Source organism: Sinorhizobium meliloti (assembly GCF_017876815.1).
Lineage (GTDB): Bacteria > Pseudomonadota > Alphaproteobacteria > Rhizobiales > Rhizobiaceae > Sinorhizobium > Sinorhizobium meliloti.
Genome location: NZ_JAGIOS010000003.1, coordinates 274,795 through 296,060, shown reverse-complemented (window position 1 = coordinate 296,060; position 21,266 = coordinate 274,795). Strand labels below are relative to the sequence as shown.

Sequence of the window (21,266 nt, the reverse complement as noted above, 5' to 3'; positions counted from 1 at the left end):
CAAGTTCTCAGAAGTCGAAGTTGATCATCTTGCGCATGACGAGGATGCCGATGCCCATCCAAAGGCCGCAGCCAACGACGACGACCTTACCGATCATCGTCGTGAACAGGAGCGCCATGTAGTCCGGGCTCATGAAATAAACGGCGCCGGCGACGAGAAACGGCAAGGCACCGATGATGCCGGCCGAGGACTTCGCCTCCGAACTCATCGCCTTGATCTTGCCCTTCATCTTCTTGCGCTCGCGCAGCACCTTGGAAAGGTTCCCGAGCGCTTCCGAAAGGCTGCCGCCGGTGCGGCTCTGGATGGCGACGACGATGGCAAAGAAGTTGGCTTCGGCCAGTGGCATGCGTTCGCTCATGCGCTTCACGGCCTCGTCCACAGGGATTCCCAGCGTCTGATCCTGAACGATCGCGAGGAACTCGCCCTTGACCGGCTCCTGTGCCTCCATGGCAATCACCCTGAGGCAATCCGGCATCGGCAGGCCTGCCTTGAGCCCTCTGACGATGACGTCGACGGCGTTCGGGAACTCGGCAGCGAACCGGGTAAAGCGCGCATTGCGCTTCATGTTCACATAGAGGTGCGGCAGGAGCAGCCCGCCCGCGATGGCGAAACCGACCGACACCAGCGCGCCGAGGCCCAGCAGTAGCAGCATCACGACCCAGGTGGCCAGCGTAGCGCCGGCACAGACGAGAAAATAGGCCTTGCGGGACCAATGAAGGCCGGATTGACGGAGCCTGGCCGAAAGCGTCACCTTGCCTTTGCGCGCATTCGCCTGGCGCTTCTCCTCAATCTCGCGCAGCGTCTTTTCCACCGACCGACGCCGGTCGCGGCCATCCGTCTCCGCTGGCTCGCTTCGCTTGTCTTCCGCCCGCGCCGAAATGCGCTCGAACCTCTGGCGATAGGCGCTTGCCTTGGAGACACGCGGATAGAACGCCGCCACCATCATGCCGCCGATGCTGGTGGACGCCAGGAGGAAGACGAAGACGGGAAACAGCAAAGAAGTCGCCATCTGTATTGGCCCCTGTGTCAGCGTGTCGTCAGGCGGCGGCCTTCAATTCCGCCGCGTCGAGGGCGGCGGCAAGCCGGGCCTCTTCGCCGTAATAGCGTGCGCGATCCCAGAATGCCGGCCGACCTATCCCGGTCGACCGGTGTCTTCCGATGATGTTTCCCTTCTCGTCTTCGCCGAGAATGTCGTAGACGAAGAGATCCTGCGTCGTGACCACCTCGCCTTCCATGCCGAGCACTTCGGTGATGTGGGTGATCCGGCGCGAACCATCGCGAAGTCGCGCTGCCTGCACGATCACGTCGACTGACGAGACGAGCATCTCCCGGATCGTCTTGGCCGGCAGCGAGCTCCCGCCCATGGTGATCATCGCCTCGATGCGTGCCATCGCTTCGCGCGGGGAGTTGGCGTGGAGCGTTCCCATCGAGCCGTCGTGGCCCGTGTTCATCGCCTGCAGCAGGTCGAAGGCCTCGGGCCCGCGCACCTCGCCGACGATGATCCGCTCGGGCCTCATGCGCAGGCAGTTCTTCACGAGGTTGCGCATGGTGATCTCGCCCTGCCCCTCGATGTTCGGCGGCCGCGTTTCGAGGCGCACCACATGCGGTTGCTGCAGTTGAAGCTCTGCCGCATCCTCGCAGGTGATGACGCGTTCGCCGTGGTCGATATAGCCGGTCAGGCAGTTCAGAAGCGTTGTCTTGCCGGAGCCGGTACCGCCGGAAATGAGGACGTTGCAGCGCACACGTCCGATGATCTTGAGAACCTCGGCGCCCTCCGGCGAGATCGAGCCGAACCGGACCAACTGGTCGAGGGTCAGCTTTTCCTTCTTGAACTTGCGGATCGTCAGCGTGGGGCCGTCGATTGCCAGCGGAGGCGCAATCACGTTGACACGGGAACCGTCGCCCAGACGCGCGTCGCAGATAGGGCTCGATTCGTCGACGCGCCGGCCAACCTGGCTGACGATGCGCTGGCAGATATTGAGTAGCTGCTCGTTGTCGCGAAAGCGGATTCCCGTCTCCTGCACCCTGCCGTTGACTTCGATGAAGACCTGGTTTGCGCCATTGACCATGATGTCGGCGATATCGTCGCGTGCGAGCAGGGGCTCGAGCGGGCCGTAACCCAAGATGTCGTTGCAAATGTCGCTGAGAAGGTCGTTCTGCTCGGCCATCGAAATGCCGGCCTTCTTGGCCGCGACGATGTCGTTTATAATCGCGCCGATTTCGTTGCGCGCCTGCTCGCCATCCATATTGGAGAGTGCTGCAACGTCGATCGTCGCGATGAGGGCGCTGAAGATTTCCTTCTTCAAGCTGTAATATTGTTCGGCGTTCTCGGGTTTCGCAGTTGCCGGAACCTGGGGTGGCTTCCGAACTTGGACAGGGGCGTGCGCGGCCTGAAGTTCGTTTTCGACGACGGGCTGGACCGCTGCTTCGGCTGTCCGTTCTTCCGAAATGGATTTCTTGCCGAACATCGTTGTCGCTCTGTTCCCGAGATTGAGAAGTTTGAGTTCGTTGAATGCGAAAGCGGAAGGCATGCCTTCCGCTTCGCTTGGCAACCGGCGCGCGTTGTCGAGAGCGTCAGCCGCCTGTGAGCGCCGTGCCGATAGCGGTGAATCTGGTGGTCAACCCCGTGCCTATGGTCCCCATAACGGTGATGAGCACGACAGAGATCAGACCAGCGATCAGGCCGTATTCGATGGCGGTTGCGCCGGACTCATTGCGAGCAAAACGGGCGAGAAGATTTTTCATGGTTCGGTCCTTCATGGGTTGGAGAAAGTGCCGAAACCAGGTTCGGCGTCACAGGGCCGGGCCGGGTTCTGCCTCGTGTCCCGCTTGCTGTGTGGCCCTTATATAGACTTTGTTAACCCTCCTGATCCATTCAGCCTGATGGCCGATCCGGCCGTGCAAGTGGCTCGTCCGGTTGGTCTAGTCCGATCGCCAGAACCGCAATTTGCGACACCTTGAAGTTGCGATGCGCCGCGACGCATGGATCGTCCGAGACACTGCGCCCCGCTCCAGATAACCGTCATCGCCGCCAACAGATCGTTGCAAACACGCCAGTTGAAATTCGCCGGCCTTGGCTGGAAGCTCAATCACCCGATCGGGATGCGCCGCGACAGATTGAGGCTGACGGGGCTTTGGGCGAGACCGGGGACGACGAAGGTGAAGGGATAGCGGATCGAGAGCACGCGGAAGGCTATGCCGTCCACGGTTTCCTTGGTGACAGCGATAGTGAGCAGCGTCGGATCGCCGCTGTGAAAGCTCTCGCGCACCGCGCCAGCCAGCTTGGTCAGTGCTTCGCTGTCGGTCGCATCACGCGCGATCTGCCCGATCAGCACCCGCCGAGCGGCAACGTCGACGGCGTGCGAGAGTTCATTGCGCACGTAAAAGGCGCGGCCGAACTCGATGATGCCGAAGACGAGCAGCAGCAAAGGCAGGCAGACGAGCGCGAATTCCACCGCCGTAGCGCCTGACTGACTCCGAAACAGACGGCGGAGGATGGCGGGCGGAGCCCTCATTGGACTTGCACCTGCATGGAGGACCCGAGCTCGAACACGGGAAGTACCGCCGGCAGGGACATGGGCCGATAGGACTTTGCAGCCGCGAGCCGATAATACACGAATTGCGGTTTCGCGTTCGCGCAGGTCACCGTTCCGCATTGCGGCGCGGCTTCAGGTGCGACATCGGCATTTTCCGGGCAGGCGCAGTAGCGCTTCACTGCCGGCAGCGTGGCACTCGCCAGACGCGGGCTCTGGGCCAAGGTGGAAACGAGCACCTTTTGGACCTGCGCCGCGCCGGGATCGGCCAGAGCGGCCTGCGCACCGGCGCGCAGGACATGGTCGATCGTCATGCGCTCATGGATCGCAAGACCGAGATCGGCCGTAGCCACGAGACCGAGAGCGAGGACCGGCGCGACCAGCGCGAATTCGACCGCCGAAGCACCGGCCTCGGACGTCTTCAATTCCCCGGCCTTCTTGCGCAACGTGGACGGAGCCTTCGGCTTGCCGCGTTTGAAGACCTTCTGCAGCAAAGCTTTGACCCCTTTCTGCCGCGTCCGTCTCTCCCGCGTCCCGCCAACCCGCCAGGCGAGCGAAACTATGGCTTTTCCCGCCTTCGAATCCGGTGCCGACTCGATGACCAGCCGGCCATGATTGGCCGCCGCGCCGAACAAGGACGGCTCGAATGCCAGAGAGACACTCTCTTCCAGGCCGACAGCCGCCACGAAATCCTTCGGCTTGATCTCCTGAAGTTTCGGGGTGCCAACCTTGTTCAGCACAAGCCGCGGCGGCGGATCGTTCGGCCGCGCCTTCTTCAGGAAATCGATCAGGTTCTTGGCATTGCGCATGCCGGCCAGGTCGGGCGTCGCCGTCACGACGATTTCGTCCGCCTCTAGCAGGATCTTCCTCGTCCACTGCGTCAGAATGTGCGGCAGATCGACGACGACATGCCACGAGCTCGAACGAGCGACGTCGAGGAGATGATCGACATCGCCCTCCCGAAGATTAATGAACTTGTCGAGATCCGTGGTCGCCGGAAGCAGGTGCAGGCGGTCCGTGTAGCTGACCGCCAGGCGTCGCAGCAGCACGTCGTCGAGACGATCGGGGCTCTGGAGCACATCCACCATGCCGTGTTTCGCCTCGATGTCGAAGTTCAGTCCGAGCGTACCGGACTGAAGATCAAGATCCGCCAGAAGAACATCGGCATCCACCCGCTTGGACATGGCGTATGCCACGTTGTGCGCGAGCGTGGAGGAGCCGGTTCCTCCCTTGGCACCGACGAATGCGACGATGCGCCCCAGCTTTTCCTCGGTAGAGTCGCGGAAGCAGCGGTGCACCGCCGCGACGAAGTCCATCGGCTCGAGCGGCTTGACGAGATAGTCGCTTACACCGGCGTCCAGAAGCTTCTTGTAGAGACCCACATCGTTGGAGCGGCCGATGACGATGACCTTGGTCCCCGTGACACACTCCATTGCGAGCGTTTCCAAGGTGGCCATCAGACGGGCCTCGCCATCGTCGCTCTCTACGACGACGAGGTTCGGCGATGTTACGCCGCCATAAAGCGCAGTCGCCTCTTTCATTCCTCCGGCCTTCACCGTTACGGTGGCGCGCGCCATGCGACGATCGATCGCCGCCGTGCCGGCGGCCTCTCTCACCTCTTCCGACTGGCAGAAGACGGCGATGTCCACCTTCGGTATGGGCAACAGCGGTGCAGCGGTCATCGGCTGCGGTGCTTCCCTGGTTTCGCTATCGAGCTGTTTCATGTTCGGAATTTCCATAAAGGATCAGCTGCCGCCGGAACGGGAGGGAACTTCCACCATCGACATGCGTCCGCCGTTGAAAAAGCGCACCACGCCGGGTCGGGTTCCCTCTGCTTCCACGACCGAGGCTTCGTGATTGTCGGTAATCGCACGAAGTGCGAGCGAAACCGTGCCGGAGGCTTCCGCCGCCGCGACGGCTGAGATCTGTTCGGGATCTACTTCGAGCGTGGCGGTCTTCCCGATCACCGAGGCTCCATCGGATGCCTGTGAAACGGTCTGATCGACCGCGAGGACGCGAATGTTGGATAAAATCGCCCGGCTGACGACCTTACCGGCGTCGCCGGAGGCGTCAGGCCGGGCGACGGTGTGAATAATGTCGACATGGTCGTTCGGCAGGATGAAGCCACCGGCGGTGCTCTCGGCCGTGACGCGAACGGCAATCGCCCGCTTTCCCGAAGGCAGCAAGCTGGACAGATAGCCCGTGCCGCCCTGCGCAAGCTTGTCGTCGCGAATGGGTTCTCCCGCTACGAAGCCGCTTAGGGCGAGCGAACCCTTGAGCGCTGTCGTCGCATCGGGTCGGGAGCTGCGGCTGATGAAGACAGGGGGGATTTCGCCCTCCCACGGCTGCCAACGCAGCTGGTTCTCTTCGATCACTGCACCGCGCTTGAGCTCTGCAGCTGCGACGAGCACCTCCTGCGAGGGCGTTTCTTGAACCTCTGCAACCTCGACCGCGCGCTGATCGCCGGTGCCGAGCGCCAGCCAGGAGGCGGCCCCACCGGATGCCAGTGCGAGCAGGAGAATGACGATACGGATCATGGGTCAAACCTCGTCTTGCGCGGCGGATCGCCACGCGATGGTTTAAAGGAGGACGGAGCACCAGTGGCTTTCCGGAAGCAGCAGAAGGGCAGCCGGCGCCATAGCTGCGCCATAGGGAATGCCCGTCTCGCGGTCGAGAAGACGCTTCGCCCAGGCGTTTTTCTTCAGGGCGAGCGGTAGAGGTACCCGTCGAAGCTGAAGAAGCCCAACGGTCAGGGCCGCGCCGATGACCGACGTGTAGAGGATGAAGGGGAGCGCAAGGTCGGCGCCGAGCCAGAGCACGGCAACTGGCAGCAGTTTTGCGTCACCGCCGCCGATCCAGCCGGCAGCAAAGAGTACGAAAGTGCAAGCGAGCACGGCGGAGGCAACGACAACGCTCGACATGACCGTCGCGAGGTTCAGACCTGCAGCGGGCGCAAGAATGGCGAAGGCGATCACCAGGAAGACGACCAGGCGGTTGGATATGGTCATCGTCGCCACGTCCCTGATGCCGGCGTAAGTCATCGCTCCGGCGAAAAGCAGGAAAGCGAACCAAGCTGCGGATGTCGAGATCATCGTCGATGCCTCATGCACAAGGGCCGATGCGGGGCCGGTTGGAATGTCCGGAATGTGCCCACTGCGCTAAGGAATATCCATTCGACCTGATGGACTAAGCACGCCACGCGAAGGGCTGCGGCCCGGACTAGGCCGACTGGCCGAATCGTCGGCAGGCGGCAGGCGGGATATATCGTCCCACTGGAACGCCCTACTGCATCTCACCCAAAGAATGCAGCGGTTCCGAGTAACGATATGCCTTCGACTTCGGGAAACCTGGATGAGCAAGAGAATTGACGCAATCGGTGAAGCGAGCCGTTCGCCTCGGCGACAAAGGCTCGCACGCCGATTTCTCACTGCCGAAGACGGCGCCGTCGCCGTCATCGCTGCCGTCGCTTTTCCCGTGCTCGTCGGTGCGATGGGTTTGGGGGTCGAGACGGGGTACTGGTATCTGGAAAAGCGTAAACTGCAGCATGCGGCGGACGTATCGGCCTATGCCGCAGCCGTGCGCCATCGCGCAGGTGATCAACAATCCGCACTCGAGACCGCCGCGCGCAGGGTAGCAGGTGGCTCCGGGTTTTCGCCTGGGGACCTCACCGTGTCCACGGCCCCGGGCTCTGCCGGTGGATCGAACAAGGTGACGGTCGAGTTGACCGAGACACATCCACGCATGTTTTCTTCCGTGTTCGGCACTGGGACCATCACCATGAAGGCACGCGCGGTCGCTCAGGTCACTGGCGGCTCCAAGGCTTGCGTGCTTGCGCTGTCGAACTCCGCTTCGGGCGCCGTCACCGTAACCGGCTCAACGGAAGTCCTATTGTCCGGCTGCAGCGTGGTTTCCAATTCTAATGCCGCCGACGCCTTTCTGATGAAGAACGGCAGCGCGCTAATGTCGACCGATTGCGTGTATACCGTCGGCGAAGCCGTAACGACGACGGGCCTCACGCTTACCGGTTGCAGCAAACCCGTCCAGCAGGTTCCGCCGACGCCGGATCCTTTTGCATCCGTCGCCGAGCCCGACAAACTGCACATTCAGCAGCTTCCTTGCCGAGATCTGACCTATGTCTCGAACTCCACCTATGTCTTCGACCGGCTTGCAAGCGGAGTCGAGGCAATCCGTTTCTGCGGCGGAGTGGACATCAAGGGAACGATCACGCTAAAGCCTGGCCTCTATATCATAGACGGCGGCGAACTGACGATAACGGCCGGGGCAAAACTCACCGGCGAAGGCGTTACCTTTTTCTTCACCAATTCGGCGGCCGCCAATCTGCTGGGCAACGCCGACATCGATCTGTCCGCTCCGACCAGCGGACCCTTTGCTGGCCTGCTGTTTTTCTCCAGTCGCCAAAGTGCCGGCGTACTCCATAAGATAACAGGCAATTCCGAGTCGACCCTGGTTGGAAACCTCTACGCGCCGACGGGCAAAATCGACTTCACCGGAAACTCGACCGTTTCCGGAGGGTGTACGCAGATCATTGCTGATCAGGTCACTTTCACGGGCAATTCGACAATGGAGACCTGCGCCTCGCCGACGGAGGAGATCCTGGTCGGTCGGACCGTGTCGCTGATCGAGTGAGGGCGACACGCCGCCATGTCCGCAAGCGGAGCGGCAACTTCTTTGTAGCTGGCCGGAACGCAAGAGACGTCCAGCCGTTGACCTCGACTGTCATCAATGCAGGAGTTTTCCCATGTCCAGGAGCTCAAAAGGGGCCGTCTTGTTGCTGGCGATATCAGCTCTGGTCAGGCCCGCAGCAGCGGACGAGCAAAAAACGGCTACTATTCCGGTTCAGCAAAGGAGCACAGGAGCCGAAGGGGTGGAGCGGCTTGTCGTCGACTTTGCCAAGACCGTTGCGCTTCCTCGGCCGGCGAGCACAGTCATCATCGGCAACACGGGAATAGCACAAGCAAGCCTGAGCGACGACAGGACCGTGATCCTCACCGGCAAGACACCCGGCTCTACGAACCTGATCGTGATCGACAGCGACGGCGCCGAAGTGGCGAACCTCGTTCTGGATGTCGTTGCGAGCAGCGGCCGTCTGGTCACGGTTCATCAGGGCGCGCGGCGGGCGACCTTCACATGCGCGAGGCGCTGCGACCCGGTTCTGCTCGTCGGAGACGACGCTGACCACTTCAACGCCACGGCCTCTCAAATTGCCGCGCGCAACGGCTTTTCCGCCCCCTCCCCAGACAACCAGCAGTGACGGCATTATGTTGGTCCAAGGGACGCCGCCGCTGTTAACCGAACGATGACGCGTTGAGTGAGGAGTCGTCCGTCCGCCGAGCAGACTTTTGACTGAATCTATCCTCGCGGCGGCCGCTGAATCTCCACCGGCGTCTTCATGATGATTTCTCGATGCGGAAAGGGGATGGACACCCCAGCCTCTTTGAATGAATCCCATAGTGCCATCAGAACTTGGCCGCGCACATTCGTCAGGCCGTTTGCCGGATCGGAGATCCAGAACCGCAGTCGGAAATCCAGCGAGGAGGCACCAAAGGCGGTCATCCAGCAGACGGGCGCCTTGTAGTCATTGACGACGCGGGGAACGGCCGATGCGGTTTCGACGGCGATCCGTACCACCTCATGCGGATCGCTGTCGTAGGAGGTGCCGAAATCGACGTCGATGCGGACGTAGTCGCTCGAAAACGACCAGTTCACCACCTGTTGCGAGATGAAGTCCTCATTGGGGATGAGGTATTCCTTCCCATCGCGGGTAATGACCGACACGAAACGCGCGCGGAGGTCGCGGATGGATCCGAACGTGTCGCCAAGCGTAATCGTGTCGCCGGGCTTGATCGATTTGTCGAGCAGGATGATGATTCCGGAAATGAAATTGGACACGACCTTCTGCAGTCCGAAGCCGACGCCGACTCCGACAGCACCCGAAAAGACCGTCAGCGCCGTGAGATCGATACCTGTCGCGGACAATGCTATTGCACCGGCGATCATGATTAGAGCGATCTTGATGACCTTGCTGATCAGCACTTTGAACGATGGCGAAAGGTCACCCGAACGCTGAACCCAATGGGCAAGCACATTGCCGACGAGCACTGCGACCCAGATAAGGGCGACTGTCAGAACAACCGCCTTCAGAACGATCAGCAGTGAAAGACGCATCACGCCCAGATTGACTGCGGCAGCATCGAGCGCCGACAGGATAGGACCGTCAAGGCCGGTGGCATATACGGCGAGGTATCCCCAGCTTACCATGGCAACCAGGCGCGACAGGGTCGGGTTGCGGATAATCTTGGTCAGCACGGAAATTATGAACCAGGCGGCCGCCAGGGACAGCGCCGTAGCGATCAGCCATCGTTGTGACGGCCAGGTACCCTGTTTGAGAATGACGCTCGCAAGCCACAACCAAAGGGTCAGAAAAAGCCATTTCAGGCGGCGCATGAAGGCGATGATGACGCGCAGCAGATCTGGATTGCCCTTGATACGCCGAGCCCTGGATTCCATCGCCGGCTCGGTTCTCGATGCGACGAAGGAGGCGAAAACGTACCCGGCGGCGATAATCCCAAGCTGATAGAATGTCCATTCGCTGAGCACGAATGTCCTGAGCCAGATTTCAAGCGGTCGAACCATCTGCATGAAATCCACGGCGATGCCTCTTGAACTAGATCTTTAAACCCCCTGTTACAAAATGTTACTCCGAAGCGGTCCAGTGGAAAATAGTTCACTTCCGCAGTGCCCTGCTGCACGGGGCCCACTGCATGTTTCCTTTGATCGTAGCCGATTGAAGGACAAAACATTCAGCAGATTAAAGTGCTACAGCGCCGCGTCGACCTACACTTTGAAAGTACGCACTTCCGCACGGAACACCGTTACACACTTTTTCTGAAAGTGCTCTAGATAGAGACTCCCGCCTCACGGAGACCTTCCACCAGCCGGTCCATCAGATGGGGATCTTGGTAGGGTAAAGATCGCCTCAGGTGATCGACGGAAAAGCTCGGGTTGACCCCCAATACCTCCCGCCAGTAGCCTCGCGCTTCTTCATGCCGCCCGGTACGACCATAGAGGCAGGCAAGATAAAAGCGCGTCATATCCGACCGGGGCGCAAGCAATAACCGACGTTTGAAGGCGACCTCGGCCTCGTCAAAACGGCCGAGATTCAACAGAGCCCTCCCTTGGAAATGCAGCGACAGGTCGAATTGGGGGTCCAGCCGGTGGGCTCGTGTATACAGCGCCAAAGCCTCTTCGTGCCGGCCCTGGAAATCCCGAATGGTACCGAGTGCCGTATAGGCGTTGGCGGAATTGGGGTCGAGTTCGATAGCCCGCTCTGCAGCCTGCTCTGCCTCGTCCAGACGCCGCATCCAGGAAAGGGCAAGCGCGAGTGTGTAGTGACCTTGCGGCTCGGAACCGTCGGTATCGATTGCCTCTTGGGCCAGCCCAAGTGCCTGTGTGAGATTGTCAGGCGTCGCGCCGTTCCACTGGTTGATGAAGTCGGTCAAGGCGATAATCGAAAGCGAAGCGTGGGCAGCCGCCATCCCTGGATCGATCTCGAGGACGCGGTGCAGCATGCGGCGGGCCTCCATGGAGGACAACGCGTTGAACTGCAGGATCGCCTGACGGGAGCGGACGAGCAGGTCATAGGCCTCTGGATCGACCTTGCCGCGGCTCTCGCGCCGCTCCTCCTCGCCGGCGGTCAGCTTGACGCGCAGCGCATTGACGATGGTGCGCGTCACCTCGTCCTGAACGGCGAAAATATCTTCAAGCCCCCGATCGTAACGCTCTGCCCACAAATGGCCGCCGGTCGTGCCGTCGATCATCTGGGCGTTGATGCGGATGCGGTTGGCCGCCCTGCGTACGCTGCCTTCCAGGACATAGCGTACACCGAGTTCCCGGCTCACCTTGCGGATGTCCGGCGTCTTGCCTTTGTAGGCGAAAGAGGAATTTCGGGCGATTACGAAAAGGCCGGAAACCTTCGAGAGATCCGTGATGATGTCTTCAGTAATACCATCGGCGAAGTAACCTTGCTCCGGGTCGCCGGACATGTTGTCAAATGGAAGGACGGCTATGGACGGCTTCGCCGGAAGCTGCGGGGGCGGTTCGGCAGCGATATTAAGGGGCTCCCTCGCGTGGTCCTTAGGCGACCAGGTCCAGATGTGCACCGGCCGCTCGATGTTCTTGACTTCATGATAACCACTGTCGACGAAGGCGATATCGGTGCGGCCATGCACATATTCATGAATTCCATCCGAAATCGCCACGCCGCCGGGGTCGGCAAGCGCCTCGATGCGGGCAGCTACATTGACCCCGTCGCCGAAGAGATCGCTGTCCTCAACCATGATGTCGCCGAGATTGACACCGACGCGGAGTACGATGGCACGGTCTTCCGGCAGGTCTCTGTTTGCGGCCGCCATGGCCTGCTGAAGTGCTGCAGCGCATTCGACGGCGTTGACCGCGCTGCCGAACTCTACGAGCACGCCGTCACCAGTCCTCTTGAAGACACGGCCCTGATGAATACCGACGAGCGGCTCCAGCACCTCTTTCCACCGAGCCATAAGCAAAGTGTGGGTGCTCTTTTCGTCCCGCTCCATGAGCCGGCTGTAACCGACCGTATCAGCGGCGAGAATGGCTGCAAGCCGGCGTCTGATGGATTCCTTGGCCATACGCAATTGCGCCTTCCCAATGCGCGCGGATCAAAAATTCTGCCGTCCTTTTCCGTCCATTCGGCGGTTCGCGCATTGATGCGCTCTAACGTCAAAATATGCAGAACCACTTCGCGAGAGCAGAGCTCAGCCTTGCTTCAAAAGTGCCCGTGCGAGCTCTTCCCATTCTTCATCGACCGTCAAGGTCGATGGTACGATATCGCATCTGCGATACCAATATTCGGCGTTCGATTGATCGCCTTCCTTGCGATGGAGATAGGCATGCACATGCATACCCGCCCTATTCTCGTGCTCCTGCGCGCGTTCGTGCGCCTTGTTCCAATCGCCCTTTCCATCCCACCACAGCGCCTCCAGCGCAGGGCTTAAACCGACGGGCGGTTGTGGCTCGGCGAGCGAATCTCTGAAGGCGTGTAAATCCAAATCATCCATCCTCGTGAAATCGCAGCCCCGATAATACGCTCGCCCGGGCCCGAGCGGTAGCATGCATCGGGCGATATTCGCAGTCCGCCTGGGTTGCCGGAAACGCTCGAATCAGGCGCCACACCTTCTACTCGAACTCCACCTCAGACGTCCCCTTTTTCGCTATTCGATCACCAGCGGAGGCTACCGAGGCGTTAGTCCGGCGATTGTCCCAGAATGAGGCGCAATCCCGCAATGGCACATCAAACCGCGAGAGCTTCTTCTTGAAAAGCAAGTTGTGCATGAAGCTGTCCCGCCAACAGCCTCCTGAGCCGCTTGCTCGCTTTCGAGGAGTGCCCCTAGATCTTGTTCGAGCCTAAGGTCCTGGCGGGCGCTCCTGCTGCCTCGGCACATCGAGCTCTGCTCCGCCGGCGGTCAGAATCACTGCTCGTGCAATGTCGACATCGCCCGCATCTTCGCTAAAAGAATCTGAATTTGTCGGAGTGCCGGTGCGATTTCAGCTGAGAAGGGCATAACAGATGCGACGCCTTCTCCTTCACGTCGCGCTCCAGAGTCCTCAGGTCCGTGTCTCCCCAGATTGAGTTTTGGGACTTTTGGCTGTCGTCGCACCGACATTGATTCCCCAGCGAATCTCCGTTGTGGCGTTCATAACCTGTCGGTCCCAAGCAAAGTGAAAAGGACAACGCCGGTCGGGCGCGCCGCGCCTGATGACCGCACCAATACAGCCCCTCCCCGCACTGCAGCTCCTCCACGCGCGAGGCGGATCTGTGCTTTACGTGCCCACTCGCAGCTAGCGAGCCTTTCGCGAGGTGACGGCGGGGAACCAGCAGCGCATCATTTTGCCGGCCCAATTAGAAATTGGAAGCAAACTCGAGCTTTTGGCGTCACGCAGTAGGACGCCGAAGCGACCGTCCAGCCTGCGCATCCCGGTCGTGACTAATCCAGCCCAAGCCTCTTGCGCAGGTCGGCATTTTCCGCTCGCAACTTCTCCGCCAGAAGCTTGCGGAGCCTCTGGTTTTCTTCTTCGAGTCGAACGAGATCCGCCAGCTCCTCGCCGGTGGGAAGACGTTTCTCGGCCTTTTGCTCAACCGGCTTTACGGTCCGCTTCCACTGATAGTAGGTTTGCTCGGAAATGCCGGCGCTCTTAATAGCGTCTTTGAGCGTAACTTTGCCTTCGGTGACTTGCGTCTCTATCAGCTTAAGCTTCTCTTTTCTCTGTTGTTCGCTATATCGCCTCGGTTTGGCGGCCGGCGTCTCCGATACAGCTCGCCTTGGTTCGGCAACCGCCTTCTGGCGCCGTGGCGACCTCTTCTTCTTAGCCGCTGGTGCTTTCACGTCGGCGTGTGGCGCTACAGCCGCAGCAATTGACCCGGTGTTACTCTCGTCAGCCATCAGCAATACCCTCCTTAGTTATGATTTTGTTTTCTGCTGAGTGCACCACAGAGTCAACACGACTATCAAACATCTGCTTTACAGATTGTTGATGTTGGACCCCGTACGAGGGAGCCATGGGTGCTTGCAGCGTAGTCGTACCTGTCAGCTACGGCACGGCGCACCAGTCGCGGGTGTGGGCCATAGCTCACCTCACCTCCATCTTGCTCGGCCATCTTGCTCGGTTAAGGCGGGAGGTGTGTGCGACAAGTCACACTACGGGATGCTAGGGGTGGCCCTGCGGGGCGGGGGTCAAACCACTAAACAGGAGACTTCTCGATGAGCAGAACTGTCACGAATGCCCTAGGCGAGCCGCTGTCCTATGGCGGTAGTTCTACGGCATGGTTTTCCGCCAGCGGGTCCGGACCGCTGCTCTACGGAACGGCCGGCAACGATTCGATGTGGGCTGACAGTTCCGTCGATGTCACTATGACTGGGGACTCAGGCGACGACATCTACTATCTTTATTCGGGGGTCAACCGAGCCTCTGAGGCGCCCAGTGCGGGCGTCGATACGATCAACACCTGGATGAGCTACTCCCTGCCGGAGAATTTCGAGAACCTGACGGTCACCGGCGTCGAAGGGTTTGGCTTCGGCAATAGTGCCAGCAACATCATCAGCGGCGGCTCTGGCAGCCAGACGATCAATGGTGGCGCTGGCAACGACGTCCTCACCGGGGCGGGTGGTGCAGACACCTTCGCTTTCAAAATGGGCAACGGTAGCGACCTGATCAGCGACTTCGGCTCCGACGATGTGGTGAGGCTCGAAGGTTATGGTTTTACGTCGTTCGACCACATTCTTGCCAACGTTGCCCAGGAAGGCTTGGATCTCAAGCTCAGTCTCGCCGATGGCGAGTATCTCGTCTTTGCAAATACGAGCGCCGATCAGCTGCATGCGAACCAGTTCAGCCTGGCGCTGGACCGATCCGTTCTGACGCAGACCTTCTCCGATGACTTCAACACTCTGCAGCTCAGCGATGGTACCAGCGGTGTCTGGGACCCGAAGTACTGGTGGGCACCCGAAAAGGGGGCAACCCTCACCGGTAATGACGAGCTGCAATGGTACGTCAATCCGAACTATCAGCCGACCGCCTCGGCCAATCCATTTTCCGTGACGGACGGCGTTCTCACGATCACCGCCAAGCCGGCTTCACAGGCGATCCAAGCCGAAACCAACGGGTATGATTATACCTCCGGCATGCTGACGACCTACTCGTCATTTGCTCAGACTTACGGCTATTTCGAGATGCGCGCCGACATGCCGGATGATCAGGGGGCGTGGCCAGCATTTTGGCTGCTGCCGGGCGACGGCACCTGGCCCCCGGAACTGGATGTGGTCGAGATGCACGGCCAGGATCCGAATACCGTCATCGCCACCGTGCATTCCAATGAGACCGGTTCTCAGACCAGCATCGCAAGCGCAGCCAGGGTCACCGATACAAGTGGCTTTCACAAATATGGTGTGCTTTGGACGGAAGAGGAGATCGTCTGGTACTTCGACGATGCCGCGATCGCACGCGCCGACACCCCCTCGGACATGCACGATCCGATGTACATGCTTGTCAATCTTGCGATTGGCGGGATGGCAGGCCGGCCAACCGACGGGCTCATGGGCGGCGCTGAAATGAAGGTCGACTATGTCAAGGCCTATTCGCTCGACGCAGACTGGCACATCTGAGTTAGGAAAGCAGACCTGAACCAGGAAAGAGGTTTCCAGCGGCCGGCAGCCCCAAGGCTCTGCCGGTCAGAATGGATCGACTGAACCCGCTTTCGCTAACCATTCCTTACACCGCGCATGCGTTCTCTTTGATGAAGGACCAGCTCCTCATCAAGCATCGACGTGCCGCGAAGACGTCGGTGCATTCAGAATCTTTCGCAAGGGCAAACGCTCACTTGGGGCGTTATCACCCTGCAAACCGGTTGGGCTCGTTGACAGTTTCATGGGACAAGAAGGGAAACGGGACGAAGTGCCCCCGATCGAGATCTCCGGGAAATCGCCAAACTTGTTCCCTTAGGAACTGCGGGGATTTTCAGTAACTGTCATAAATGAGAGCCTAGAACGGAAATCTGCAGAAACAGCTCGTGCACCAAAGGGAAAGCGCACATGACGTGAATGGATTCCTAGTTCATCAATACGGTCATCGACGCTATCCGCGTGTGCTTAATTCGAGCGCAGGAGGGTATAATTATGGGGCCGGTAACTCTTGTACTGACGGTATGCCTTTTGTCAGCACCCGAAAAGTGCCGTGAGGAGCGCCTGGAGCTCGAGATCCAAGATTCGCTGACGCAATGTATGTTCCGTTCCGTTATGTATGTCAGCAACTGGTCTGGACAGCATCCAGGCCTAAGCGTCAGAAAATGGCGTTGTGAGGTACCGGTTGCCAGCCGAGATGCCTGAATGTTCCGCCCCAAGGCGTTCATCGCACTGGCGCAGCGACGAGCTTTCAATCCAGGCCTGGATTTCCGATGTCAGTGGGCCAGATGACTTCCGTCAACGTCGCTACCGCATGCAGCGCGGTCGGGCAAACTCATCGAGATATCGTGATGAACGATCCAAGCGTCAGGACCCTTGTAGTTGATGACGCCGCGCGCTGTCCGCTCGGACGCGTTCACGAAAAACCGGTAGGATAGAACTCTCGAGTGGCCTTCGGCTCGACCGGATTTGCCAGCGAGCGTACAGCAATCTCGAGTCTTCCGGCGTCCTCTTCAGCTCATATTGATTCAGGATGGTGCGGTGGTAGTCGATCGTGATTGAACCTCGGTCCGACGCATCTCTTTGAGGAACTGGGCGCCGACTGCCATCGACAAGTCGTCCCTGATCGTCGCCGGAGGCAGCATACGACCTGCTGCTACCGGTCAACGATGACGTATTCGTTTCGGCCTTAAGGCCGTCGTTGACCAACTCTCCCTACTATGAGAGTTGGGCCTCGATTGCCGACTTGTCGATGACCGACCATACCGAAACGATCTTCGATCCTACGAATTCGTAAAAAACGTTCTCTGTAAAGGACACTTGCTGTCCATTGACGCTCAGGCCCAAGAACTCGCCTTTAGGGGAGCAATTGAATGAGAGGCGGGCGGCAAGGCGCGGCGGCTCGCATACAAGCAGTTGAATATTGAACTGCAAATTTGGAATGTCTTCGAAGTCCTTCACCAGCATTTCCCGGTAGCCCGATATCCTTAGCAGCCGACCGTTGTGCTGGATTTCGTTGTCAACGAAGTGGCCAAGCTCGTCCCAGGCTTGCCGATTGAGACAATCCAAGTAGCCACGATATATGTCAGCGAGTTGTCTGATCAAAACTGTCTCCTTACGTTGAAAGGCCAACTCATAGAATTGGATCGGCGGCACACGGACGGGAAACGCTACGTTCGTACCGACCGACGCCAAACGAGTCGTGACGTGCCTTCGTCACTGGGCAAGATTCATTCATGAAGAAACGCCGAGCATTCCGCCGTAGCTCAAGGCCGGCCTGATCCATGTCCAGTTAAACCATTCATCCTTTCCCGGACGGCAATGGCCGCCTCGGCCGACTTCTGATCACCATCTCTCTTTTTGCGCGACAGGCGTGCTTCGACAACCTCTGCTCTACCGGACCGCCGCCGCCGACCTTGGATCGAAACTGCTCCTCCGTCATGCCGATCCGGCAATTTTGGCCCGTGCAGCGGCGTCCATAACCGGAGCGGAACTACGCAGGCGCCACGTATTTATGGCGTCGCTCGGCCTACTTTAAAAGGCATGTCGTGCCTCCGCTCCGCTCGCACGACCCGCTGCAGCATAATGCAGCTCGGCTGACTAGTCGGATGACTTGATCGCGCCATCGAAACCGGCTGCCTCACGAAGCAGCCGTTGGGCAGATTGCAGATCCGTTGTCGCGAAACCCTCCGCAAACTTGCCGCAGAGTGGCGCAAGCAGGTGATGAACGTCGCCGAACCGGTTCTGCCCGATCCTTAGTCGGGCTAGGCTTGTCGCTGCGCGCAACTCCCACAAGTCAGCGCCTTGCCCTCGCGCTAGTTCGACCGCGTGCTGGAGCCGTGCTTCCCCCTCGGCACGATCAAACGCGGGCAGCTGCAGCATCAGCTCGCCCGTCAGCCGATGCAATTCCGCCTCGAACCACCGCTCGCCCGTTTCGCGCGCTCGCTGCAGCGCGTCGGTCAGCAAATCCAAGGCTCGCTTTGCTCCTGCGCTCTGGGTCTCGACGCGCGCGAGCAAGCTCAAAAAGTATGGAACCAGGAATCTCGCTCCAGTCATCTGCCATGACGCTAAGCCTTCTTGCACCTTCGTGCTGGCCGCCGGTAACTCACCCGTCTGTCCTAACGTCCAACCTTGCACAATTTTACCGGCACCGAGGAAATGCGGAGAACCCTGCGCTCTTGCGAGCGTGATTAGTGAATCTGCCCGGTCTCGGGCTTCTCGCCAATCACCGCGAAGCTGCGACAGGATGCAGCCGTAGAGCAGGGCGAAACCGAGCGTGTTGCTGTGAGAAAGTTCCCTTGCGTCCGCCAATGCCTCGTTACTTCTCGCCTGGGCCTGCTCGGGATACCCAAGAGCGAAGAGGGTCAAGGAGAGGACCGACAGCCCCGCCACCCGAGGGTCCTGGGCGAACAGGAACGCGAGGGCGCGGTGTTGCTGCGGGTCATAGAGTGCGAGCGACCGTTCCAGATATTCACGGGCATTAGCGATCTCGCCGCGAAGGAACGCACCGGTTCCGGCGATGCGCTTGCCGACGATTTCAGCGGACACCTCCCGTTCTTCCTGCGCGCGCCGGAGCAGTTCCTCTCCCGCCTTCCTCCCCGCCTCCAGCTCAGCGCGCACGACGTGGAAGACCCAGTCCCCATAAAGGACAGGGAAGAGCCTGCTTTTGTCCCCCAGCCGCTCGCATAAATTGCGCGCTCGCGCATTTGCCCGGCCAACCTCGGGCGCTGCCCAACCCTTGGCAGTCATGAGGGCGACGCTGAGAGCGACTTGCAATTCGAGTTCCTTTCTCAATCGCGCAGCATCATCAGGCAGCCCTTCAAGCAGCTCCAGCCCTCTTGTCAGATGGCTAATCGCTTCGGTCGTTGCGGATCGCGCAATCTCTGCTTGCCCGGCTCTGAGCCAATAATTGACCGCGGGTTCTAGCCGGCCCGCCTCCGCATAGTGCTGGGCCAAAAGTTCCGGCTGCGTCTGCACCATTTCGGGGAAGCGTTGCTCGATCGCTGTGGCAATCGCCGCGTGCAACCGTTGTCGTTTCGTGCGCACAAGGGTGGCGTAGGCGGCGTCGCGTACGAGCGCGTGCTTGAAGCTATAGGTCAGTTGCGGGGGAGTCCCGTGGCGGAACACCAAACCCGAGGCAATGAGGTCCTCCAGTGCTTCCTCTACCTCGCTGGCCTGCAACGGCGCGGCGGTCACGAGCAACTCATGCGAGAATTCTCGACCGATTGCGGCCGCCACCTGCATCACCTCCCTGGCGGGCGCAAGTCGATCGAGCCGGGCCAATAACGACTCGTGAAGCGTAGCTGGAATAGAGATTGCCGACAGCGGCCTCGCGAGAGCGTAGTGATCGCCCTCGGCTTTAAGCAAGCTGGTCTCCAATATCGCGCGCGTCAGTTCCTCCACGAAGAGCGGAACGCCGTCCGTCTTTGCGACGATCTGATCAAGCACTTCGGTAGGCAGAGCCCTGCGGCCGGTCAGCCGGTCGACCATCTCTGCGCCTTGCCGACGGCTCAAACGACTAAGGGTCAAAACGGTGACATGGGGATAGCGCGTCCACGGTGGGAGAAACTCGGTGCGGAATGTGATGAGCACCAGCACCGGCGAGTCTTGCACGCGGTCAACAACAAGATCCAGCAACTCAAGCGATGTCGGATCAGCCCAATGCACGTCCTCGTATACTGCCAGAATGGGCTGACGTGCCGCGAGCCCGATGAGCTGGTCGACGAGTACCTCCAGCATTCGCTTCTTCTGCCGGTGCGGGCTCAACTCCAATGGCTGATAGCGATCGTCCGCTGGCACCGACAGCAACGCCGCGAGCAGCGGAGCCGCGTCCGCGACCTCTTCGATGGATTGCGTGAGCAGCGCTTCGAGCTTGCTCAGTTTCACTTCGGGGGGATCCTCCGCGGCGAAACCAGCTGCCCGCTCCAGAAGGCGGATAACCGGATAAAGCGGGCTGGTCTGATGATATGGCGAGCAGTAGTGACTTACGGTCGTATGCGGCACGCCTTCCAGACGCCGGCGCAAGGCACGAACAAGACGCGACTTGCCGATGCCGGGCTCGCCCGCTAACAGCACCACGCGGCCTTTTCCCTTTTTGACTGCCTCCCAGCGCTTCAGCAGGAGGCCTATGTCGTGCTCGCGACCGACGAGCGGGGTCAGGCTCGCCCCGTGGAACGCCTCGAAGCGGCTTTCCGCAGAGCTTTCACCGAGCACTCGCCAAGCAGGTATCGAAGCAGCAAAACCCTTCAACGGGTGGAAGCCGAGTTCGGCGAGATCGAACAGACCGCCTATCAGCTGCCGGGTAGCGGATGCTACCACCACAGCTCCCGGCTCGGCGACACTTTGTAGTCGTGCCGCTAAATTGGGTGTTTCGCCGATTACCGTCTCCTCACGCGCTGCACCTTCGCCAATCAGTTCGCCGACAACAACCAAGCCGGTCGCGATGCCGACGCGAGCTTCCAGCGTCTCCCCATGCGGTGGTTGCAGCTTCCGCACTGCGTCGATGGCCGCGAGCCCCGCTCGCACCGCTCGCTCGGCCTCATCCTCGTGAGCGCGCGGATAGCCAAAGTAAGCGAGCACGCCATCGCCCATGTACTTGGCAACGTGTCCTTCGAATCGCGCGATCGCACCCGCCACCGCACGCTGATAGCCCCGCAGCAGTTCGCCCATCTCCTCTGGATCGAGTCGTGAGGAAAGCCTGGTCGATTCGACAAGGTCGACGAACATTACCGTGAGCTGACGACGCTCCGCCTCCGGGTTGATTACAGGTGTCGCGCCAAACCCAGCTGCGCCGCTCGGTTGTTCAGCGACCTCACGCAGTGCGGCGATGGCGGCAAGCAGTTTACGACGGTGCCCTACTGAAGCGACGCCGACCCCAATCAGATCCTCGGCCGTAAGGTGCCTGAGTACTTCAGGATCGATGTCGTTTTGGCGGAACGTTCCTTCGTACTGTCCCAGCCCTTGATCGCGCAGCCAGGCACCGATGTCCATGGCTCCTTCTCCGTCTACT

Annotated in this window: 17 protein-coding genes and 1 pseudogene; 5 read left to right on the top strand and 13 right to left on the bottom strand. The window is 60.1% G+C overall.

The genetic code is table 11. The annotated features are described in order from the left end of the window. Positions 1–7: 7 nt before the first annotated feature. The 7 genes from JOH52_RS27880 to JOH52_RS27850 all read right to left on the bottom strand — a co-directional run bounded on the left by JOH52_RS27880 (position 8) and on the right by JOH52_RS27850 (position 6,625). Positions 8–1,009, bottom strand: coding sequence for a type II secretion system F family protein (locus JOH52_RS27880; RefSeq protein ID WP_014531468.1), 1,002 nt, complete (start codon positions 1,007–1,009; stop codon positions 8–10). Positions 1,010–1,037: 28 nt separating this feature from the next. Further along, positions 1,038–2,531: a TadA family conjugal transfer-associated ATPase gene (locus JOH52_RS27875; RefSeq protein ID WP_010967819.1), complete on the bottom strand. Its 1,494-nt coding sequence runs from the start codon at positions 2,529–2,531 to the stop codon at positions 1,038–1,040. 43 nt (positions 2,532–2,574) lie between these two features. Then, a complete protein-coding gene (locus JOH52_RS27870) occupies positions 2,575–2,745 on the bottom strand; it encodes a Flp family type IVb pilin (protein WP_003526943.1) in 171 nt (56 codons plus the stop codon). A 344-nt stretch (positions 2,746–3,089) separates the two neighbouring features. Then, complete coding sequence (locus tag JOH52_RS27865) at positions 3,090–3,515, bottom strand: TadE/TadG family type IV pilus assembly protein (protein ID WP_010967820.1); 426 nt, start codon at positions 3,513–3,515, stop codon at positions 3,090–3,092. Next, positions 3,512–5,272, bottom strand: a complete 1,761-nt coding sequence (locus JOH52_RS27860) for an AAA family ATPase (protein ID WP_017272381.1) — start codon at positions 5,270–5,272, stop codon at positions 3,512–3,514. Before JOH52_RS27860 ends, JOH52_RS27865 begins: the two co-directional genes overlap by 4 nt. A gap of 6 nt (positions 5,273–5,278) precedes the next feature. Next, positions 5,279–6,070, bottom strand: coding sequence for a Flp pilus assembly protein CpaB (gene cpaB, locus JOH52_RS27855; RefSeq protein ID WP_014531466.1), 792 nt, complete (start codon positions 6,068–6,070; stop codon positions 5,279–5,281). 42 nt (positions 6,071–6,112) lie between these two features. Next, a complete protein-coding gene (locus tag JOH52_RS27850; protein ID WP_014528725.1) occupies positions 6,113–6,625 on the bottom strand; it encodes an A24 family peptidase in 513 nt (170 codons plus the stop codon). Positions 6,626–6,884: 259 nt separating this feature from the next. Here JOH52_RS27850 and JOH52_RS27845 point away from each other — a divergent pair, with 259 nt between their 5' ends. Next, positions 6,885–8,180, top strand: a complete 1,296-nt coding sequence (locus JOH52_RS27845; protein ID WP_014531465.1) for a pilus assembly protein TadG-related protein — start codon at positions 6,885–6,887, stop codon at positions 8,178–8,180. 112 nt (positions 8,181–8,292) lie between these two features. Then, complete coding sequence (locus JOH52_RS27840; protein ID WP_014531464.1) at positions 8,293–8,805, top strand: pilus assembly protein N-terminal domain-containing protein; 513 nt, start codon at positions 8,293–8,295, stop codon at positions 8,803–8,805. Between the two features lie 98 nt (positions 8,806–8,903). Here the strand turns inward: JOH52_RS27840 and JOH52_RS27835 are convergent, their stop codons facing one another. The 4 genes from JOH52_RS27835 to JOH52_RS27820 form a co-directional block, all read right to left on the bottom strand. Next, complete coding sequence (locus JOH52_RS27835; RefSeq protein WP_014531463.1) at positions 8,904–10,202, bottom strand: mechanosensitive ion channel family protein; 1,299 nt, start codon at positions 10,200–10,202, stop codon at positions 8,904–8,906. Between the two features lie 248 nt (positions 10,203–10,450). After that, a complete protein-coding gene (locus tag JOH52_RS27830; RefSeq protein WP_017266579.1) occupies positions 10,451–12,214 on the bottom strand; it encodes an adenylate/guanylate cyclase domain-containing protein in 1,764 nt (587 codons plus the stop codon). Positions 12,215–12,340: 126 nt separating this feature from the next. After that, positions 12,341–12,643: a hypothetical protein gene (locus JOH52_RS27825; protein ID WP_017266580.1), complete on the bottom strand. Its 303-nt coding sequence runs from the start codon at positions 12,641–12,643 to the stop codon at positions 12,341–12,343. Positions 12,644–13,570: 927 nt separating this feature from the next. Next, positions 13,571–14,026: a transposase gene (locus JOH52_RS27820; RefSeq protein WP_013845567.1), complete on the bottom strand. Its 456-nt coding sequence runs from the start codon at positions 14,024–14,026 to the stop codon at positions 13,571–13,573. A 318-nt stretch (positions 14,027–14,344) separates the two neighbouring features. On the opposite strand from JOH52_RS27820, the gene eglC reads away from it, so the two are divergent. Both eglC and JOH52_RS35420 read left to right on the top strand, forming a co-directional pair. After that, complete coding sequence (gene eglC / locus JOH52_RS27815; RefSeq protein WP_017266582.1) at positions 14,345–15,742, top strand: endo-1,3-1,4-beta-glycanase EglC; 1,398 nt, start codon at positions 14,345–14,347, stop codon at positions 15,740–15,742. Positions 15,743–16,252: 510 nt separating this feature from the next. Then, entirely contained in the window at positions 16,253–16,462 is a 210-nt protein-coding gene (locus tag JOH52_RS35420) for a hypothetical protein (protein WP_013845569.1), read from the top strand. Between the two features lie 513 nt (positions 16,463–16,975). Here the strand turns inward: JOH52_RS35420 and JOH52_RS27810 are convergent. Next, the gene (locus tag JOH52_RS27810; RefSeq protein WP_017266583.1) at positions 16,976–17,452 is read right to left on the bottom strand and encodes an ester cyclase; all 477 of its coding nucleotides are present in this window, start codon (positions 17,450–17,452) and stop codon (positions 16,976–16,978) included. Between JOH52_RS27810 and JOH52_RS36265 the strand changes: the two are divergent. Then, a pseudogene (locus tag JOH52_RS36265) lies at positions 17,397–17,654 on the top strand (Fic family protein); the annotation flags it as partial. The gene JOH52_RS27810 and the pseudogene JOH52_RS36265 sit on opposite strands and share 56 nt — an antisense overlap. A 203-nt stretch (positions 17,655–17,857) precedes the next feature. Here the strand turns inward: JOH52_RS36265 and JOH52_RS27800 are convergent. Beyond that, positions 17,858–21,247 carry an AAA family ATPase gene (locus JOH52_RS27800; RefSeq protein WP_014531456.1) on the bottom strand — a complete coding sequence of 1,130 codons (3,390 nt, stop codon included), beginning with the start codon at positions 21,245–21,247 and terminating at the stop codon, positions 17,858–17,860. Between the last annotated feature and the right edge of the window lie 19 nt (positions 21,248–21,266).